General features: G+C 53.0%; 20 protein-coding genes. 15 read left to right on the top strand and 5 right to left on the bottom strand.

Translation table 11 applies throughout. The features are described 5' to 3' along the window. Window positions 1–58 precede the first annotated feature (58 nt). The 7 genes from mlaF to murA are packed head-to-tail and all read left to right on the top strand — an operon-like array spanning window position 59 to window position 4,693. On the top strand, window positions 59–862 hold the full coding sequence (gene mlaF / locus LQ901_RS11945; protein WP_010862653.1) for a phospholipid ABC transporter ATP-binding protein MlaF: 804 nt from the start codon (window positions 59–61) through the stop codon (window positions 860–862). After that, window positions 862–1,644 (top strand): lipid asymmetry maintenance ABC transporter permease subunit MlaE, encoded by a 783-nt coding sequence (mlaE, locus tag LQ901_RS11940; protein ID WP_064977152.1) that lies wholly within the window; start codon window positions 862–864, stop codon window positions 1,642–1,644. Before mlaF ends, mlaE begins: the two co-directional genes overlap by 1 nt. A gap of 5 nt (window positions 1,645–1,649) precedes the next feature. Then, window positions 1,650–2,159, top strand: coding sequence for an outer membrane lipid asymmetry maintenance protein MlaD (gene mlaD, locus LQ901_RS11935; RefSeq protein ID WP_233672280.1), 510 nt, complete (start codon window positions 1,650–1,652; stop codon window positions 2,157–2,159). 33 nt (window positions 2,160–2,192) lie between these two features. Next, window positions 2,193–2,816: a phospholipid-binding protein MlaC gene (gene mlaC / locus LQ901_RS11930; RefSeq protein WP_010862650.1), complete on the top strand. Its 624-nt coding sequence runs from the start codon at window positions 2,193–2,195 to the stop codon at window positions 2,814–2,816. Between the two features lie 10 nt (window positions 2,817–2,826). Then, window positions 2,827–3,144, top strand: coding sequence for a lipid asymmetry maintenance protein MlaB (locus LQ901_RS11925; protein WP_010862649.1), 318 nt, complete (start codon window positions 2,827–2,829; stop codon window positions 3,142–3,144). A gap of 9 nt (window positions 3,145–3,153) precedes the next feature. Then, on the top strand, window positions 3,154–3,411 hold the full coding sequence (ibaG, locus tag LQ901_RS11920; RefSeq protein ID WP_010862648.1) for a BolA family iron metabolism protein IbaG: 258 nt from the start codon (window positions 3,154–3,156) through the stop codon (window positions 3,409–3,411). A gap of 19 nt (window positions 3,412–3,430) precedes the next feature. After that, window positions 3,431–4,693 (top strand): UDP-N-acetylglucosamine 1-carboxyvinyltransferase, encoded by a 1,263-nt coding sequence (murA, locus tag LQ901_RS11915; RefSeq protein ID WP_010862647.1) that lies wholly within the window; start codon window positions 3,431–3,433, stop codon window positions 4,691–4,693. Between the two features lie 134 nt (window positions 4,694–4,827). On the opposite strand, the gene degS is transcribed toward murA, so the two are convergent. From degS to zapG, 3 genes are all read right to left on the bottom strand, one after another. After that, window positions 4,828–5,892: an outer membrane-stress sensor serine endopeptidase DegS gene (gene degS / locus LQ901_RS11910; RefSeq protein ID WP_047708688.1), complete on the bottom strand. Its 1,065-nt coding sequence runs from the start codon at window positions 5,890–5,892 to the stop codon at window positions 4,828–4,830. Between the two features lie 75 nt (window positions 5,893–5,967). Next, entirely contained in the window at window positions 5,968–7,332 is a 1,365-nt protein-coding gene (locus LQ901_RS11905) for a Do family serine endopeptidase (protein ID WP_064977154.1), read from the bottom strand. Window positions 7,333–7,411: 79 nt separating this feature from the next. Then, window positions 7,412–7,804, bottom strand: a complete 393-nt coding sequence (gene zapG, locus LQ901_RS11900) for a Z-ring associated protein ZapG (RefSeq protein WP_152136737.1) — start codon at window positions 7,802–7,804, stop codon at window positions 7,412–7,414. A gap of 158 nt (window positions 7,805–7,962) precedes the next feature. Here zapG and zapE point away from each other — a divergent pair, with 158 nt between their 5' ends. The 8 genes from zapE (at window position 7,963) to sspB (ending at window position 14,195) form a co-directional block, all read left to right on the top strand. Further along, entirely contained in the window at window positions 7,963–9,105 is a 1,143-nt protein-coding gene (gene zapE / locus LQ901_RS11895) for a cell division protein ZapE (protein WP_064977156.1), read from the top strand. Window positions 9,106–9,309: 204 nt separating this feature from the next. After that, entirely contained in the window at window positions 9,310–9,738 is a 429-nt protein-coding gene (gene rplM / locus LQ901_RS11890) for a 50S ribosomal protein L13 (protein ID WP_010862642.1), read from the top strand. A gap of 15 nt (window positions 9,739–9,753) precedes the next feature. Next, window positions 9,754–10,146 (top strand): 30S ribosomal protein S9, encoded by a 393-nt coding sequence (rpsI, locus tag LQ901_RS11885; RefSeq protein ID WP_010862641.1) that lies wholly within the window; start codon window positions 9,754–9,756, stop codon window positions 10,144–10,146. 262 nt (window positions 10,147–10,408) lie between these two features. After that, on the top strand, window positions 10,409–11,005 hold the full coding sequence (gene petA / locus LQ901_RS11880; RefSeq protein ID WP_152136142.1) for a ubiquinol-cytochrome c reductase iron-sulfur subunit: 597 nt from the start codon (window positions 10,409–10,411) through the stop codon (window positions 11,003–11,005). Then, entirely contained in the window at window positions 11,006–12,220 is a 1,215-nt protein-coding gene (locus LQ901_RS11875; protein ID WP_010862639.1) for a cytochrome bc complex cytochrome b subunit, read from the top strand. Beyond that, a complete protein-coding gene (locus LQ901_RS11870; RefSeq protein ID WP_152136141.1) occupies window positions 12,217–12,957 on the top strand; it encodes a cytochrome c1 in 741 nt (246 codons plus the stop codon). Before LQ901_RS11875 ends, LQ901_RS11870 begins: the two co-directional genes overlap by 4 nt. A 98-nt stretch (window positions 12,958–13,055) precedes the next feature. Then, the gene (gene sspA / locus LQ901_RS11865; protein ID WP_010862637.1) at window positions 13,056–13,697 is read left to right on the top strand and encodes a stringent starvation protein SspA; all 642 of its coding nucleotides are present in this window, start codon (window positions 13,056–13,058) and stop codon (window positions 13,695–13,697) included. Between the two features lie 3 nt (window positions 13,698–13,700). Then, the gene (gene sspB, locus LQ901_RS11860) at window positions 13,701–14,195 is read left to right on the top strand and encodes a ClpXP protease specificity-enhancing factor (RefSeq protein WP_010862636.1); all 495 of its coding nucleotides are present in this window, start codon (window positions 13,701–13,703) and stop codon (window positions 14,193–14,195) included. 194 nt (window positions 14,196–14,389) lie between these two features. On the opposite strand, the gene dolP is transcribed toward sspB, so the two are convergent. Then, complete coding sequence (gene dolP, locus LQ901_RS11855) at window positions 14,390–14,965, bottom strand: division/outer membrane stress-associated lipid-binding lipoprotein (RefSeq protein ID WP_010862635.1); 576 nt, start codon at window positions 14,963–14,965, stop codon at window positions 14,390–14,392. A 27-nt stretch (window positions 14,966–14,992) separates the two neighbouring features. Then, complete coding sequence (gene diaA, locus LQ901_RS11850) at window positions 14,993–15,583, bottom strand: DnaA initiator-associating protein DiaA (protein WP_010862634.1); 591 nt, start codon at window positions 15,581–15,583, stop codon at window positions 14,993–14,995. Window positions 15,584–15,591: the final 8 nt, after the last annotated feature.

Genomic DNA, 15,591 nt, shown 5'->3' with positions numbered 1-15,591 from the left:
GGTTAATGCCTATTATGCCCGGCTACTTTATTATCGCTTTCAACCTATAGAGAATGTTATGACTCAGGCGGAAACGAACTTAGTCGAAGTTCGTCATATGAGCTTCTACCGGGGAGAACGTCCGATCTTTGAGGATATTAACCTCGTCGTGCCGCAAGGCAAAGTGACGGCGATCATGGGCCCGTCCGGGATCGGTAAAACCACGCTGCTGCGCTTGATCGCGGGTCAGTTGCAGCCCTCTGCGGGCGAGATCTGGTTTGATGGGGAGAATATCCCTGCGTTGTCGCGTCGCCGTTTATATGACGTGCGGAAAAAGATGAGCATGCTGTTTCAGTCCGGGGCGTTATTCACCGATCTGAACGTGTTTGAAAACGTGGCCTTTGCGCTACGCGAGCATACTCGTTTGCCAGAAGAGTTGCTGCGTCAAGTGGTGCTGATGAAGCTGGAGTCGGTTGGGCTGCGCGGCGCGGCGCAGTTGATGCCATCGGAGCTGTCCGGTGGGATGGCGCGGCGGGCGGCGTTGGCGCGGGCGATCGCGCTCGACCCACAGCTGATTATGTTTGATGAGCCGTTTGCTGGCCAAGACCCGATCAACATGGGCGTGCTGGTGACATTAATTCGTCAGCTCAATCAGTCACTGGGCCTCACCTGTATCGTGGTGTCGCATGATGTGCCGGAGGTGCTCAGCATTTCTGACTATGCTTACATCGTGGCAGAGCAGCATGTGATAGCGCAGGGATCCCCAGATACGCTGCGCGCGCATACCGATCCGCGGGTGCGTCAGTTCCTGGATGGTAAAGCCGACGGCCCCGTGCCGTTCCGCTTCCCGGCACAGGATTATCGTACGGAGTTATTCGGTTAATGGTGTTAGATTCTTTGGCTGCGCTCGGACGGCGTGGCATGCATGTATGTGGGGCGTTTGGCCGTGCCGGTTTGATGCTATTTGGCGCGCTAGTGGGGCGCCCGCAACCGGCTAAGCAATTCCCGCTGTTGCTGCGTCAGCTGTATAGCGTGGGCGTGCAATCGCTGCTGATTATTATCGTGTCTGGCCTTTTTATCGGGATGGTGCTGGCGCTGCAGGGCTACATCATTTTGGTGGATTTCGGCGCTGAAACCAGCCTTGGTCAGATGGTGGCGTTATCGTTGTTCCGTGAGCTTGGGCCGGTGGTTACGGCTCTGCTGTTTGCTGGCCGCGCGGGCTCGGCGCTAACGGCCGAAATTGGCTTGATGAAGGCCACCGAGCAGCTTTCTAGCTTGGAGATGATGGCGGTCGATCCGCTGCGCCGAGTGATTGCGCCGCGTTTTTGGGCCGGGGTGATCAGCATGCCAATTTTGTCGATGATTTTTGTCGCCGTTGGTATTTGGGGTGGCGGCGTGGTGGGTGTCGATTGGAAAGGCATCGATCACGGCAGCTTCTGGTCGGTGATGCAGTCATCGGTTAGCTGGTCGTACGATTTACTCAACGGCCTGTTAAAGAGCGTGGTGTTTGCCATTACGGTGACCTGGATTGCGCTCTTCAATGGTTATGATGCGGTGCCGACTTCGGAAGGTATCAGTCAGGCGACCACCCGTACTGTGGTACATGCTTCGTTAGCCGTATTGGCGTTAGATTTTGTGCTTACTGCACTGATGTTTGGGAATTGATCCACATGCAGCAGAATAAACGACAAGAAATCGGGGTAGGCATTTTCATGCTTATCGGTTTGGCCGCGCTGGTATTTTTAGCCTTAAAAGTGGCCGATATTAAATCGTTGGGCAATGAGCCGACCTATCGTCTGACCGCGACATTCGATAATATCGGCAGCCTTAAAGTGCGCTCACCGGTCAAAATTGGCGGTGTGGTGGTTGGACGGGTTACCAATATTACGTTGGATACCAAAACCTATCTGCCGAACGTCGAATTAGCGATCTTGAGCCGTTATAACGAAATTCCGGAAACCAGCTCGCTCTCTATTCGCACCGCCGGTTTATTGGGCGAACAGTATCTGTCGCTGATCCCAGGCTTTGTGGATACCGATACTGCGATGCTTAAAGATGGCGATCGTATCGAAGACACCAAGTCAGCCATGGTATTAGAAGACCTGATTGGTCAGTTTTTGTATAACAGCGGCAGCAACAGCTCCGGCTCCGGTAATACTTCCGGCGCGCACAGCGAATAATGCAGCAAAGAGCAATCTAAGAGGAGAACTCTGATGTGGAAACGATTTGTAATGCTGGCGATGTTGATCGTCGCGCCTTGGGTTCAAGCACAGGCTGCGGATGCCACTAATCCCTATACGCTGATGAATCAGGTGGCAGATGAACTGTTTGCCAATTTGAAGAGTGCACAGCCACAGATTAAGCAAAACCCGAATCTGCTCAAAGATATCGTGCGCAAAGATCTGATGCCGCATGTGCATGTGCGTTATGCCGGCTCATTAGTGCTGGGGCGTTATTTTAAAGAAGCCAGCGAAGCGCAGCGTACCGCTTACTTTGCGGCTTTCGAGCGTTATTTAGTGCAGTCTTATGCGCAAGTACTGACTTTGTACAGCAACCAGAAAGTACAAATTGAACCCGCTAAGCCATTGGGTGACAGCAACATCATCTCGATTCGGGTGGATGTGTTGGAGCCGGGCAAACCGGCTACCCGTTTGGATTTCAAATGGCGTAAAAACACCAAGACCGGTGAATGGCAAGCCTATGACATGATTGCCGAAGGCGTCAGCATGATCACCACCAAACAAGGTGAGTGGGCGGGCATTTTGCGCACCGGTGGTATTGAAGCCCTGACCAAGCAACTGGATCAGGCGGCCGCGACGCCGATTACCCTGAAATAAAGGCGGTAAGATGGCAGAACGTCTTCTCTGGCGCAGCGAGGCTGCGCCGCATTTCGCGTTGGAAGGTGAGCTAGATCGGGAAACCCTGCTTTCCCTCTGGCCACAACGCGAAAAACTGTTACCGGCGGGTGAGTCGGTACTCGACCTGAGCCGGTTGAGTCGGATAGACTCTGCCGGCCTTGCTTTTTTAATGACCCTGCTGGTGGACGCCGAGCGCCGTGGTAGCCAGTGCCGTTTGGTACAGGTTCCGCTGGCGATGCAAACGCTGATCAGCTTGTCCAACCTGACTGAGATAATGGCACCGTACATGCCATCCGGCACTAACTGAGAGCTTGCTATGGATACCAACGAGATTAAACAAGTATTGATGTCCGCTTTGGCACTGGATGACGCTTATGTCACCGGCGATGGCAGTCATTTCCAAGTGATTGCGGTCAGTGCCCAGTTTGCCGATATGAGCCGGGTCAAAAAACAACAAACCGTCTATGGCCCCTTAATGGACTACATTGCGGATAACCGCATTCATGCGCTGTCGATTAAGGCATTAACCCCTGATGAATGGCAGCGTGAGCGCAAATTCTTGCTGCCGAGCTAGCTGACTGAGAGCTGTCTGAATGGATAAATTTCGAGTAAAAGGGCCGACCCGCCTGAGCGGCGAGGTTAACATCTCTGGTGCCAAGAATGCGGCGCTGCCAATCCTGTTCGCGGCCCTGCTGGCCGAAGAGCCGGTAGAGATCCAAAACGTGCCTCACCTGCGTGACATTGACACCACCATGAAGCTGCTGCGTCAGCTGGGGGCGAAAGTCGAGCGTAATGGTTCGGTGCACGTTGATGCGAGCCAAGTAAACGAGTTTTGTGCACCGTACGATCTGGTGAAAACCATGCGAGCTTCTATTTGGGCATTAGGCCCATTGGTTGCGCGTTTCGGTCGTGGTCAGGTTTCTTTACCGGGCGGCTGCGCGATTGGTGCGCGTCCGGTGGATCTGCACATCGCGGGCTTGCAACAGCTGGGCGCGGAGATCCGTCTGGAAGAAGGCTATGTGAAAGCGTCGGTAAACGGTCGTCTGACCGGTGCCCATATCGTGATGGACAAAGTCAGCGTCGGTGCCACCGTGACCATCATGAGCGCTGCAACGCTGGCCACCGGTACCACAGTGATTGAAAACGCTGCGCGTGAGCCGGAAATTGTCGATACTGCTGATTTCCTCAATACCTTGGGTGCGAAAATCACCGGTGCGGGTACTGACCGCATCACTATCGAAGGGGTTGAGCGTCTGGGCGGCGGTGTACACCGCGTGGTGCCTGATCGCATTGAAACCGGTACCTTCTTAATTGCCGCGGCTATTTCTGGCGGTAAAGTGATCTGCCGTCATGCTAAGCCTGATACGCTGGATGCCGTGCTGGCCAAACTGCGTGAAGCTGGCGCTAAGATTGAAACTGGGGCTGATTGGATCAGCATCGATACCGAAGGCCGTCGCCTGAAAGCGGTGAACATCCGCACCGCGCCACACCCAGGTTTCCCGACCGACATGCAGGCACAGTTTACCTTGCTGAACATGGTCGCCGAAGGCACTGGCGTTATCACCGAAACTATCTTCGAAAACCGCTTTATGCACGTTCCTGAGCTGATGCGAATGGGCGCGCATGCCGAGATTGAAGGTAACACCGTGATTAGCCAAGGCGTTGAGACATTGAGCCCGGCGCAAGTGATGGCGACCGATCTGCGCGCGTCAGCCAGTTTAGTGCTGGCCGGTTGTATCGCCTCTGGGGTGACCGAGGTGGATCGGATTTATCACATTGACCGCGGCTATGAGCGCATCGAAGATAAATTGCGTGGTTTAGGCGCCAATATTGAGCGCGTGAAAGTCGACGCGTAATGACTGCGTCATGGCGTCGGGGGTTCAATACCGAGCCACTCAAAGCCAATAAAAAAGCCACCGCATGCGGTGGCTTTTTTTATGCTGTTGTTTTATGGCGTTTACGTTCGATGGCCGTGAGGGCTAGCGTGCGCTTAATGAATCGGGTACTCGGTGATGGTGACCGGTAAGGTCATCTCTTTACCGTCACGGATAATGCTCACTGGCACTTCTGAGCCGGGGCGGATTTCCGCAACCTGATCCATCACGCCCACGGCACTGACAGCCGGTTTGCCATCAATGGCCGTGACGATATCGCGCACATGCAAGCCGGCTTTGGCGCCGGGGCCATTTTCATCCAGTCCAGCAATCATGATGCCCTGAATGCGCTCCATGCTAAAGCTCTGGGTGGTCGAAGGCACAATTTCACGCCCTTGCACGCCGATATAGCCGCGGATCACCCGACCATCGCGGATCAGCTTATGCATGATTTTGGTGGCCAGCGCGACCGGAATGGCAAAACCAATCCCTTCGGCGGCCTCACCGGAGTTGCTCTTATCGAGGCTCAAGGTGTTAATGCCGACCAGCTCACCAAGGCTGTTGACCAACGCGCCGCCGGAGTTACCGCGGTTAATCGAGGCATCGGTCTGCAAAAAGTTTTGGCGGCCAAAGGTGCTCAAACCAATCCGACCGGTGGCACTGATAATGCCTTGGGTGATGGTTTGGCCGAGGTTGTAGGGGTTGCCTATCGCCAGCACCACATCGCCAATGCGTGCCGGACGCTCAGCATTCAGTGGAATTTGCGGCAAGTTAGTGGCATCGATTTTCAGCACCGCCAGATCGGTCATGGTATCGGAGCCCACTAACATGGCTTCATACACGCGGCCATCTTGTAAGGCGACAATGATTTGATCGGCGCTACTGATCACATGTTGGTTAGTCAGGATATAACCACGCGGATCCATGATAACCCCGGAGCCTAAGTTGCGGATCCCGAGGGTTTGATCTTGGGTATTTTGCCCCATACTGCGGTTATACACATTGACCACTGCTGGCGCGGCTGCGCGTACCGCCGAGTTAAAACTCATGGGCTCAGCACCCATCGAAAGATGCGGTGAGGGCAAGGGAATGGCACTTTTACGCAGCTCAGGATAGAGCCAGAGGATCAGCAGGGCAGCGAGCACACCCAGAACTATTGCTTTTAGCAGCTTTGCAACCATAGGGGCCGTGATGATGTCGTGTGAGATGAGGATAAGTGTCAGGATACCACGCGGGTATCCTGACACGGGAGGAGATTAACGCAGCAGAATATACAAAGAGGCATCGCCACGCTGAATATTCATGGCAATCACTGGCGGTTTGCTGTCCAGGATCTTACGCAGCTCGCCTAAGTTCTTCACTTGCTGACGGTTAATACCGATGATGATATCGCCATCTTGCAAGCCGATCCGCGCCGCTGGTGATCCTTTGGCCACTTTGGTGATCTGCACGCCGTGCGCATCGCCTTTGCTGTAATTCAGCAAATCAGCGCCTTCCAGACCCGGATACAGGTTAGACGCGTTGGTCTGCTCCTGATCGTTTTGCGCCAGTGTCACATTGGTATCAATGTTCTTACCGTCACGCATCAGTCCCAGTTTCACGGTCTTGCCCGCACCCATAGTGGCGATCTTAGCGCGCATTTCGGCAAAGCTAGTGATCGGTTGACCATCCATCGCCACAATTACGTCACCGGCTTTGATACCAGCTTTGGCCGCAGCTGAGTTCGGTACCACTTCGCTGACAAATGCACCTTTTTGCGCGTTAACGTCAAATGCTTGCGCCAGATCTGGGTTTAACTCACCGCCTTTGATCCCGAGCATGCCACGACGAACGCCGCCGAACTGGATGATCTGATCAACCAAGTTTTTGGCCATGGTGCTTGGAATGGCAAAGCCAATACCAACGTTACCGCCGCTTGGCGCTAAGATCGCGGTGTTAATCCCGATCAACTCACCGTTCAGGTTCAGCAGCGCGCCACCGGAGTTACCTTGGTTGATGGCCGCATCGGTCTGGATGAAGTTTTCAAAGTTCTCCAGATTCAGGCCAGTTCGGCCAAGCGCAGAAATAATCCCTGAGGTTACTGTCTGCCCTAAACCAAACGGGTTACCGACGGCCACGGCAAAGTCACCGACGCGCAGATTGTCAGAATTAGCAATCTTAATCGCAGTCAGATTTTTTGGATTTTCCACTTGCAGCAGCGCAATGTCAGACTGCTTGTCTGCACCAATCAGCTTGGCCTTCAGCTCACGGCCATCTTTCAGTTGTACGCTGATTTTATCCGCACCATTAATGACATGGTTGTTGGTGATGATATAGCCTTTGGCGGCATCAATAATCACCCCAGAGCCCAAACCACGAAACGGTTTCTGGCTGGATTGCTCGGTCGGAAAATCCGGTCCGAAGAAGAATTTGAATTCTTCTGGCAGACGTTGGCGTTGTACTTGAGTCCCTTCCACTGAAATACCGACCACGGCCGGCAGTACTTTTTCCAGCATCGGCGCCAGACTGGGTACTGCTTGTCCATCTACGGTAGCCGGTAGAGCGGCCAAGGCCGGCGCCGGACTCATGGATAAGCCTAAACTTAATGTTAAAGCACTCAGTAACAGCACGGGTTTTTTCATACACACACTCAATTAAAACGAAAACAGGGAAAAATACATACAATCGCTAGTATGACTGTCTGCTTCCAATTTAGTTCAATTAGTGACCTACGCTTTTTTTTCCGCTTAGCAAACCGGAGTGCTCATCGGAGTAATCCCGCGGCATGCTGATAGGCGCCTGATCGTTATCGGCTTCGGTCAGACGATAGCGAAATGGGTTATCTTGCTTTGGCTGCTCAGGCAGCAATTGATTGGAGGTCTTGGCCATGTGCTGGTACAGCTTGCGGTAATCGTTAGCCATGTTGTCCAGCAGCTCGGCGCTATGGGCAAAGTGATCGGTCAGCTCCTGACGGTACTGCTCCAATTCATACTTATTTTTTTCCAATTCGGATTGCATTTTCTTTTGCTTACGCAGATCCGTTTGGGTCAGACGGGCCAGTACAAAACCGGCAGCCAGGCCGAGGATAAAAATCAGCGCACTCATCCAAGTCATAATTACTCCTAGTGAAAACCGAGCTTAATCAGCAGGGTGGTAATGGTGTCACTATACCTGCTCTTACCTGCAGCGTGGTACTATAAGTGACATCTTTTAGTGTGACGGATAGCACGCTAAGGACTATAACCAAAATAAATCAGGAAGTGGTCAGACATATGGATGTGACTAAGCCCAGCGCCCTGTTTCAGCAGGCGCTTACTCGCCATCATTATCAGGCTGACAGTGCGCAATTGCAGGCCATAGCGGCACTGGATCGGCTTTTCATGCAGTTACAACAGCGTCAGCATCATCCGGTACACCCCGAGCGGATTTCGTGGCTGCGGCGCTGGTTACCGGGGCGCGGCCAGCACTCTGCACCGGCCGTCAATCGGCTGCGAGGGGTCTATTTATGGGGCGGTGTCGGGCGAGGTAAGACGTGGCTGATGGAAGTGTTCTATCAAGCGCTTCCCGGTGAACGTAAGCTGCGTCAGCATTTCCATCGCTTCATGTATGATTTACACCATGAGCTGACATTAAAAAAAGGCCAAGAAGACCCACTGCACAAAATTGCCCAAAGCTTAGCGGCGCGCTATGACGTTATTTGCTTTGATGAGTGCATGGTGACCGACATCACCGATGCCATGCTGCTGGGGCGTCTGTTTACCTATCTGTTTGCCGAAGGGGTAGTACTGGTTACCACTTCGAATGTCGCGCCGGATGATCTGTACCGTAACGGTCTGCAGCGTGCACGCTTTTTACCGGCCATCGCGCAAATTAAACAGCATTGCGAAGTTTTGAATGTGGATGCGGGGTTGGATTATCGCCTGCGTACCTTACAGCAAGCCTCCATTTATCACTGGCCACTTAGCCATACCGCCAGCGCGCAGATGCAACAGTGCTTTACGCAGTTGACTGGAGAAAGCGCGCCAGTTGGTGAGCACTCACTGCATGTGCTGCACATTCATCATCGTCCACTGTCGGTGTTGGCGGCGCAGGCTGGCGTGGTGATGGTGGAATTTGCCGAACTGTGTCAAAAAGCGCGCAGTCCGGCTGATTATATTGAGCTAGCGCACCAGTTTCATACCGTGCTATTGGTCAATGTGCGTACGATGAATAGCGAGCAAGAAGATACCGCGCGCCGATTTTTAGCGTTGGTCGATGAATTTTATGCACATCGCGTAAAATTAATTATTTCGGCAGAAACAGCGCAAAATCAGCTCTATCAGGGAAATTTATTAACTTTTGAGTACCAACGATGCTATTCCCGCTTGCAGGAGATGCAGAGCTTAGATTATCTTGCGCAGCCTCATGGGGTTTAACTGGCAAAGTGATGTAAAAAATAGTCGATTTTATCGGCGCTCTTCACTATAATCCTCCGACCCCACGTTACATTGGTAGTCCCCGCCAATACGGTGCTAGCAAACGCAACTCGAAGGGGTTGTTGTGCAGCATGTGAGCGTGAATCTTCATCATTCCCGACGTTGATTCACCGGGTGTAACTTTTTTATTGGGTAAGCTATTTCATGAAAACTTTTGTAGCTAAACCAGAAACCGTTAAGCGCGACTGGTATGTAGTAGACGCAAACGGCAAGACTCTGGGTCGTCTGGCGACCGAGCTGGCTCGTCGTCTGCGCGGCAAGCACAAGGCGGAATACACTCCGCACGTTGATACTGGTGATTACATCATCGTTCTGAACGCTGACAAAGTTGCCGTAACTGGTAACAAGCGTTCTGATAAGATCTATTACCGTCACAGCGGTTATGTAGGTGGCATGAAGTCCGCTACCTTCGAAGAAATGATCGCCAAGCATCCAGAGCGCGTGATCGAAATCGCTGTTAAGGGCATGCTGCCAAAAGGTCCTCTGGGCCGTGCCATGTTCCGTAAGCTGAAAGTGTACGCTGGCGCTGAGCACAACCACGCAGCACAGCAACCACAAGTTCTGGACATCTAATACGGGATCAAGGCAATGGCAGAGAATCAATACTACGGCACTGGCCGTCGCAAAAGCTCTTCCGCACGCGTCTTTATCAAGCCGGGTAGCGGTAAAATCGTAATCAACCAGCGTAGTCTGGATCAGTACTTCGGCCGTCCAACTGCCCGCATGGTAGTTCGTCAGCCGCTGGAACTGGTTGAGATGAGCGAGAAGCTGGACCTGTACATCACCGTAGTTGGTGGTGGTATTTCTGGTCAAGCGGGCGCCATCCGTCACGGTATCACCCGTGCTCTGATGCAATACGACGAGACTCTTCGTCCTGCTCTGCGTGCAGCTGGCTTCGTTACACGTGACGCTCGTCGCGTTGAACGTAAGAAAGTGGGTCTGCGCAAAGCACGTCGTCGTCCACAGTTCTCCAAGCGTTAATCCATACTGCTTCGGCAGTTACGATTATCCTCAAAAAGCTCGACTTCGGTCGGGCTTTTTTGTATCCATAAATGTTGCCAAAAGGTTTTAATAACTTGTCAAAAAGTGTTGTTTTTCTTATTATCTGCCTGACTTTTGCAATTATGAGAAACACATGCTAGTCGATTGTTAAAATCAGGCCGGCAGCGTTTCTTCATCAGGCAGCAATGATACCGCAGGGATAGATAACAATAACCAAGCGGGAGCGATGGGAGATAGAGGGATGAACAATGCGCCTGTAAACAGCAGTCGCCGGCGTTTTCTTACCGTGGCCACGGGCGTTGTCGGTGGTGTCGGTGCGGTTTTTGCGGCAGTCCCCTTCATCAAATCCTGGAATCCCAGTGCTAAGGCTAAAGCGGCTGGCGCACCGGTACAGGTCGATATCAGTAAACTGGAAGAAGGTCAGCTGATTCGGGTGGAATGGCGCGGTAAGCCAGTATGGCTGGTTCGTCGCCCGCAGGCTGTACTGCAAGGGCTGGCCAGCCATGATGGCAAACTGCGCGATCCGGCGTCCGCCGAACCTCAGCAACCTGACTATGCACAAAATGCGTACCGCTCGGTAAAACCGGATATTTTTGTCGCGGTGGGGATCTGTACGCACTTAGGCTGTTCACCGAGTTATGTGCCGGAGGGATTTGGCGTACAGGTGGAAGGGGTGCAGTCCGGCTTTTTGTGCCCGTGCCACGGCTCGAAATTTGATATGGCCGGACGGGTCTTTCAGGGCGTCCCCGCGCCACTGAATCTGATGATCCCGCCGTATAAGTTTGTGGATGACAACACCATCCTCATTGGCGTAGATGACAATGGAGTGGCTGCGTAAATGAATAAGTTGCTCGACTGGATCAACGCGCGGATCCCGCTCACCGCCACTTATAACAAGCATGTGGGTGAGTATCCGGCGCCGAAAAACTTCAACTTCTGGTACTTCTTCGGCTCACTGGCGATGTTGGTATTGGTCAATCAGATTATCACTGGGATCTGGCTGACCATGAACTACAACCCGTCGGCCGAAGGGGCGTTTGCCTCCATTGAATACATCATGCGTGATGTGGAATATGGCTGGCTGCTGCGTTACATGCACTCTACCGGGGCCTCATTTTTCTTTATCGTGGTCTATCTACACATGTTCCGCGGCCTGATTTATGGCTCCTACCAAAAGCCACGTGAGCTGCTGTGGATCTTTGGCATGCTACTGTTTTTGGTGCTGATGGCGGAAGCCTTCATGGGCTATCTGTTGCCGTGGGGCCAGATGTCGTTCTGGGGCGCGCAGGTGATCATTTCGCTGTTCGGTGCGATCCCAGGGATCGGCGATGCGCTAACTTTGTGGATCCGCGGTGATTACGTGATCTCGGGCGTGACCTTGAACCGCTTTTTTGCGCTGCACGTGATAGCGCTGCCTTTGGTACTGGTGCTGTTGGTGTTCCTGCACATCGTGGCGCTGCATGAGGTGGGGTCGAACAACCCTGATGGTATTGAGATCAAGAAAAACAAAGATGAAAACGGCTGGCCAAAAGACGCCATTCCTTTCCATCCGTACTACACCGTCAAAGATATTATGGGTGTTGCTGGCTTCTTGTTCTTCTTTTGCTACGTGATTTTCTTCAACCCAGAGATGGGGGGTTATTTCCTTGAGCCGCCTAACTTTGAAGCTGCTAACGGCCTGAAAACGCCTCCGCACATTGCGCCAGTGTGGTACTTCACCCCGTTCTACGCCATCTTGCGGGCGATCCCCGATAAATTATTAGGGGTCGTGATGATGGGGCTGTCGATTGCGGTGCTGTTCTTGCTGCCGTGGATCGATCGCGGCAAGGTGCGTTCATTCCGTTACCGCAGCCGTTTCCATACCCTGAATATCGGGATGTTTGTGATTAGTTTTATCGCTCTTGGCATTCTCGGTACGTTACCGGCGACACCGCTGTATACCCTGTTATCGCAGATTTTTACCCTGTGTTATTTCATGTTCTTTGTCTTGCTGTTCTTCTACAGCAAAAATGAACGGACTAAACCGCTGCCAGAACGGGTGACTTTCAAATGAAAACATGGATTGTGATGTGTCTGGCCTTATTCTGCGCGGCTCCGCTCTCGGCGGCGGAGACCGGTGTGGCGTTAATGCGGGCCAATAATGATTTAACCGATAAAGCCTCGCTACAAAATGGCGCGCGCCTGTTTATGAATTATTGCGCGGGGTGTCACTCCACCAAATATCAGCGTTATGAACGGGTCGCGACCGACTTGGGGATCCCGCCGGAGCTGATGAAGCAAAACCTGATCTTTGATAATCAGGCCAAAATCGGCGATCTGATGACCAATGCCATGCCGGAGAAAAATGCCGCCGGTTGGTTTGGTGCGCCGCCACCGGATTTGACCTTGGAAGCGCGTTTACGTAGCCCCGATTGGATTTATACCTATTTGCATTCGTTCTATGCTGACCCGGCTCGGCCATTTGGGGTGAATAACACCTTGTTCCCGAACGTGGGAATGCCGCATGTACTGGAAGAGCTGCAAGGGATGCCGGAAGCGGTGGTCGAGATGCATGAAGTGGGCGGTCAACCGCACGCGGTGGTGATTGGTACTAAGATCGTACGCCAAGGCGAAATGAACGCCGAAGAGTATGATCAAGCGGTGCGGGATATTACCAATTTCTTGGAATATTCCGGCGAACCCATGAAGCAACAGCGTAAGCAAATTGGCTACTGGGTGTTTGCATTTTTGGTGGTATTTTTTATCCTCGCCTACTTGCTGAAAAAGGAATACTGGCGCGACGTACACTAATTATGCGAAACTGGTGCCTGTTTTTCGGTTTATCCGATCGGCATGGGGGCTTGAGCCCCCTTTTGCCGTTTGTGTATTTGAGTTAAGTGGAGGGTTGAATGGCTATCGCAGCTAACAAACGCTCGGTGATGACGCTATTTTCTGGTGCAACCGATATTTTCAGTCATCAAGTTCGCATTGTTCTGGCCGAGAAAGGCGTGAGCGTGGAAATTGAGCAGGTTGATGCCGAGCATCTGCCGGAAGACTTGCTGGATCTGAATCCGTACAACTCCGTACCGACACTGGTTGATCGTGAATTGGTGCTGTATAACGCACGCATCATCATGGAATACCTGGACGAGCGCTTCCCGCATCCTCCACTGATGCCGGTTTACCCGGTAGCGCGTGGCCAGAGCCGTCAGATGATGTACCGTATCGAACAAGATTGGTACAGTCTGCTGGACAAGATTGAGCAGGGAACTCCGGTGGAAGCTGACGCAGCGCGTAAGCAACTGCGTGAAGAGCTGCTGGCAATTGCGCCGGTGTTCAATGAATTCCCATACTTCATGAGCGAAGAGTTCAGTCTGGTGGATTGTTATCTGGCTCCGCTGTTGTGGCGTTTGCCGGTACTGGGTATCGACCTGATTGGTCCGGGTTCAAAAGAAATTAAAGGCTATATGACTCGCGTTTTCGAACGTGATGCGTTTTTGGCCGCCCTGACCGAGTCTGAGCGTGAGATGCGTTTGCACGGTAAGGTGTAACTGATGGAGTTAACCCAGATGAAACCTCGCCGACCGTATCTGGTTCGTGCGTATTATGACTGGCTGCTGGACAATAATTTAACCCCGCATCTGGTGGTGGACGCCATGTTGCCGGGAGTACAGGTGCCGATGGACTTTGTCCGTGATGGGCAGATCGTACTGAACATTGCTCCGCGGGCGGTAGGAAATCTGGAACTGGGCAACGACGCTATTCGCTTCAATGCCCGTTTTGGCGGTATTCCGCAACAAGTCGATGTGCCGATGGCGGCTGTTCTGGCGCTGTATGCGCGTGAAAACGGCGCTGGCACACTGTTTGAGCCGGAAGTTGCCTATGATCTTCCGGATGAAGACGAGTTTGCGGCGGCGGCAGAAGAAGAAGCGTCGGCCAATGCCGAGCCGAATCTGGTGCTGGTCGAAGAGCTGGCCGGTGATGATAACGGGCCAGATGATGAGCCGCCACGTCCGCGTGGTCGTCCGACTCTACGCGTAGTGAAATAACCTAACCCACTGCGTGATAAACCGAAACCGTCCGGTGCCGGTTGTGCGGTGTTATCTGCGCATGCAACAATAAATCCGGACAATAAAAAATGCAGCCTAATGGGCTGCATTTTTTTTAGGTCGGCGCACTTACGTTAACTTAATTGGCTCGTGCTTAATGAATTTGCGCTTAATTCACTTGTACTTAATTCACCTTAATTCACATAGTCGAACACTTTCACTACCCGCTTCACGCCACTGACGTTACGGGCAATATTGGTGGCCGCGTCGGCTTCTGCGCGGGTCAGTTTACCAATCAGGAACACTTCCCCGTTTTCGGTGGTGACCTTCACATTGCTGGCTTTGACCTTGTCACTGCCGAGCAGTTGTGAGCGCACTTTGGTGGTGATCCACGTATCGTTAGAGATGGTGCCGAAGCTGATCGGCTTACCAACACGGATCTCGTTATACACTGCCGTTACCCCTTGAACACCGGCCGCAATCTGGCCGGCGTGTTTGGCCAGCTCCGCGGTTGGCGTTTCGCCGACTAACAGTACGCGGCCTTCATAGGCCGTGGGCAGTACGCGGGCTTCTTTTTTCAACTGGGCATCTTTGCTCAGGGCATCGCCGACGCGCAGCTCCAGTGTTTCATCGTCAATCTGGCCGCCGACACTGCGTGGATCGGTGGCCACTTTGCCGGCCACTGCCGCGCCGCCGACGATAACGGCGCCGACACAACCTTGCAAGGCAAAGGCCAGCAGTACAATGGCCAGTTTAGCGGTGATGCGCATGGAGGCTCTCCTTGAAATGGGCTGAAATTAATCGTCCTGATGTGGGAACAAGGTCCGGTCAATCAGATCGCACAGGCAGTTCAGGGTCAACATATGCATCTCCTGAATGCGAGACTGGCGGTGGGACGGAATGCGGATCTCCACATCCTGCTCACCCAATAAACCGGCCAGAATACCTCCGTCATAGCCGGTCAGGGCAATGATGGTCATATCACGGGTGACCGCAGCTTCCACCGCTTTGACGATATCTTTGCTGTTCCCCTTGGTGGAGATGGCCAGCAGAATATCGCCGTTTTGACCTAACGCGCGCACTTGCTTGGAGTAGATCTCGGTTTGCAAGTCATCATTGCCAATGGCGGTCAGCATGATGCTGTCCGCCGTCAGGGCAATCGCCGGCAAGCTTGGACGCTCGGTTTCATAGCGATTCACCAGACATGCGGTAAAGTGCTGGGCATTGGCCGCCGAGGCACCATTGCCGCAGCAGAGAATTTTATTGCCGTTTAACAGGCACTGCGCCATCACCAGAGCGGCGCGGGCAATGGCATCTGGCAGAGCTTCAGCCGCGGCTATTTGGGTTTGAATGCTTTCGGTAAAGCAGGCTTTGATTTGTTCTAACATAGTGTCTG

Source organism: Plesiomonas sp. PI-19, from assembly GCF_021368255.1.
GTDB classification, from domain to species: domain Bacteria; phylum Pseudomonadota; class Gammaproteobacteria; order Enterobacterales; family CAMTGL01; genus Plesiomonas; species Plesiomonas shigelloides.
The sequence above is the reverse complement of the archived record's forward strand: the minus strand, read 5'-3'. Positions and strand labels throughout refer to the sequence as shown.

Excerpts from the sequence above, each read along its gene's own strand:
- rpsI (WP_010862641.1), top strand. The coding sequence starts at position 9,754 with ATGGCAGAGAATCAATACTACGGCACTGGCCGTCGCAAAAGCTCTTCC.
- mlaF (WP_010862653.1), top strand. The coding sequence starts at position 59 with ATGACTCAGGCGGAAACGAACTTAGTCGAAGTTCGTCATATGAGCTTC.
- LQ901_RS11870 (WP_152136141.1), top strand. The coding sequence starts at position 12,217 with ATGAAAACATGGATTGTGATGTGTCTGGCCTTATTCTGCGCGGCTCCG.
- petA (WP_152136142.1), top strand. The coding sequence starts at position 10,409 with ATGAACAATGCGCCTGTAAACAGCAGTCGCCGGCGTTTTCTTACCGTG.
- dolP (WP_010862635.1), bottom strand. The coding sequence starts at position 14,965 with ATGCGCATCACCGCTAAACTGGCCATTGTACTGCTGGCCTTTGCCTTG.
- LQ901_RS11875 (WP_010862639.1), top strand. The coding sequence starts at position 11,006 with ATGAATAAGTTGCTCGACTGGATCAACGCGCGGATCCCGCTCACCGCC.
- LQ901_RS11905 (WP_064977154.1), bottom strand. The coding sequence starts at position 7,332 with ATGAAAAAACCCGTGCTGTTACTGAGTGCTTTAACATTAAGTTTAGGC.
- mlaE (WP_064977152.1), top strand. The coding sequence starts at position 862 with ATGGTGTTAGATTCTTTGGCTGCGCTCGGACGGCGTGGCATGCATGTA.
- LQ901_RS11925 (WP_010862649.1), top strand. The coding sequence starts at position 2,827 with ATGGCAGAACGTCTTCTCTGGCGCAGCGAGGCTGCGCCGCATTTCGCG.
- rplM (WP_010862642.1), top strand. The coding sequence starts at position 9,310 with ATGAAAACTTTTGTAGCTAAACCAGAAACCGTTAAGCGCGACTGGTAT.
- sspA (WP_010862637.1), top strand. The coding sequence starts at position 13,056 with ATGGCTATCGCAGCTAACAAACGCTCGGTGATGACGCTATTTTCTGGT.
- zapG (WP_152136737.1), bottom strand. The coding sequence starts at position 7,804 with ATGACTTGGATGAGTGCGCTGATTTTTATCCTCGGCCTGGCTGCCGGT.
- sspB (WP_010862636.1), top strand. The coding sequence starts at position 13,701 with ATGGAGTTAACCCAGATGAAACCTCGCCGACCGTATCTGGTTCGTGCG.
- zapE (WP_064977156.1), top strand. The coding sequence starts at position 7,963 with ATGGATGTGACTAAGCCCAGCGCCCTGTTTCAGCAGGCGCTTACTCGC.
- degS (WP_047708688.1), bottom strand. The coding sequence starts at position 5,892 with ATGGTTGCAAAGCTGCTAAAAGCAATAGTTCTGGGTGTGCTCGCTGCC.
- murA (WP_010862647.1), top strand. The coding sequence starts at position 3,431 with ATGGATAAATTTCGAGTAAAAGGGCCGACCCGCCTGAGCGGCGAGGTT.
- diaA (WP_010862634.1), bottom strand. The coding sequence starts at position 15,583 with ATGTTAGAACAAATCAAAGCCTGCTTTACCGAAAGCATTCAAACCCAA.
- mlaC (WP_010862650.1), top strand. The coding sequence starts at position 2,193 with ATGTGGAAACGATTTGTAATGCTGGCGATGTTGATCGTCGCGCCTTGG.
- ibaG (WP_010862648.1), top strand. The coding sequence starts at position 3,154 with ATGGATACCAACGAGATTAAACAAGTATTGATGTCCGCTTTGGCACTG.
- mlaD (WP_233672280.1), top strand. The coding sequence starts at position 1,650 with ATGCAGCAGAATAAACGACAAGAAATCGGGGTAGGCATTTTCATGCTT.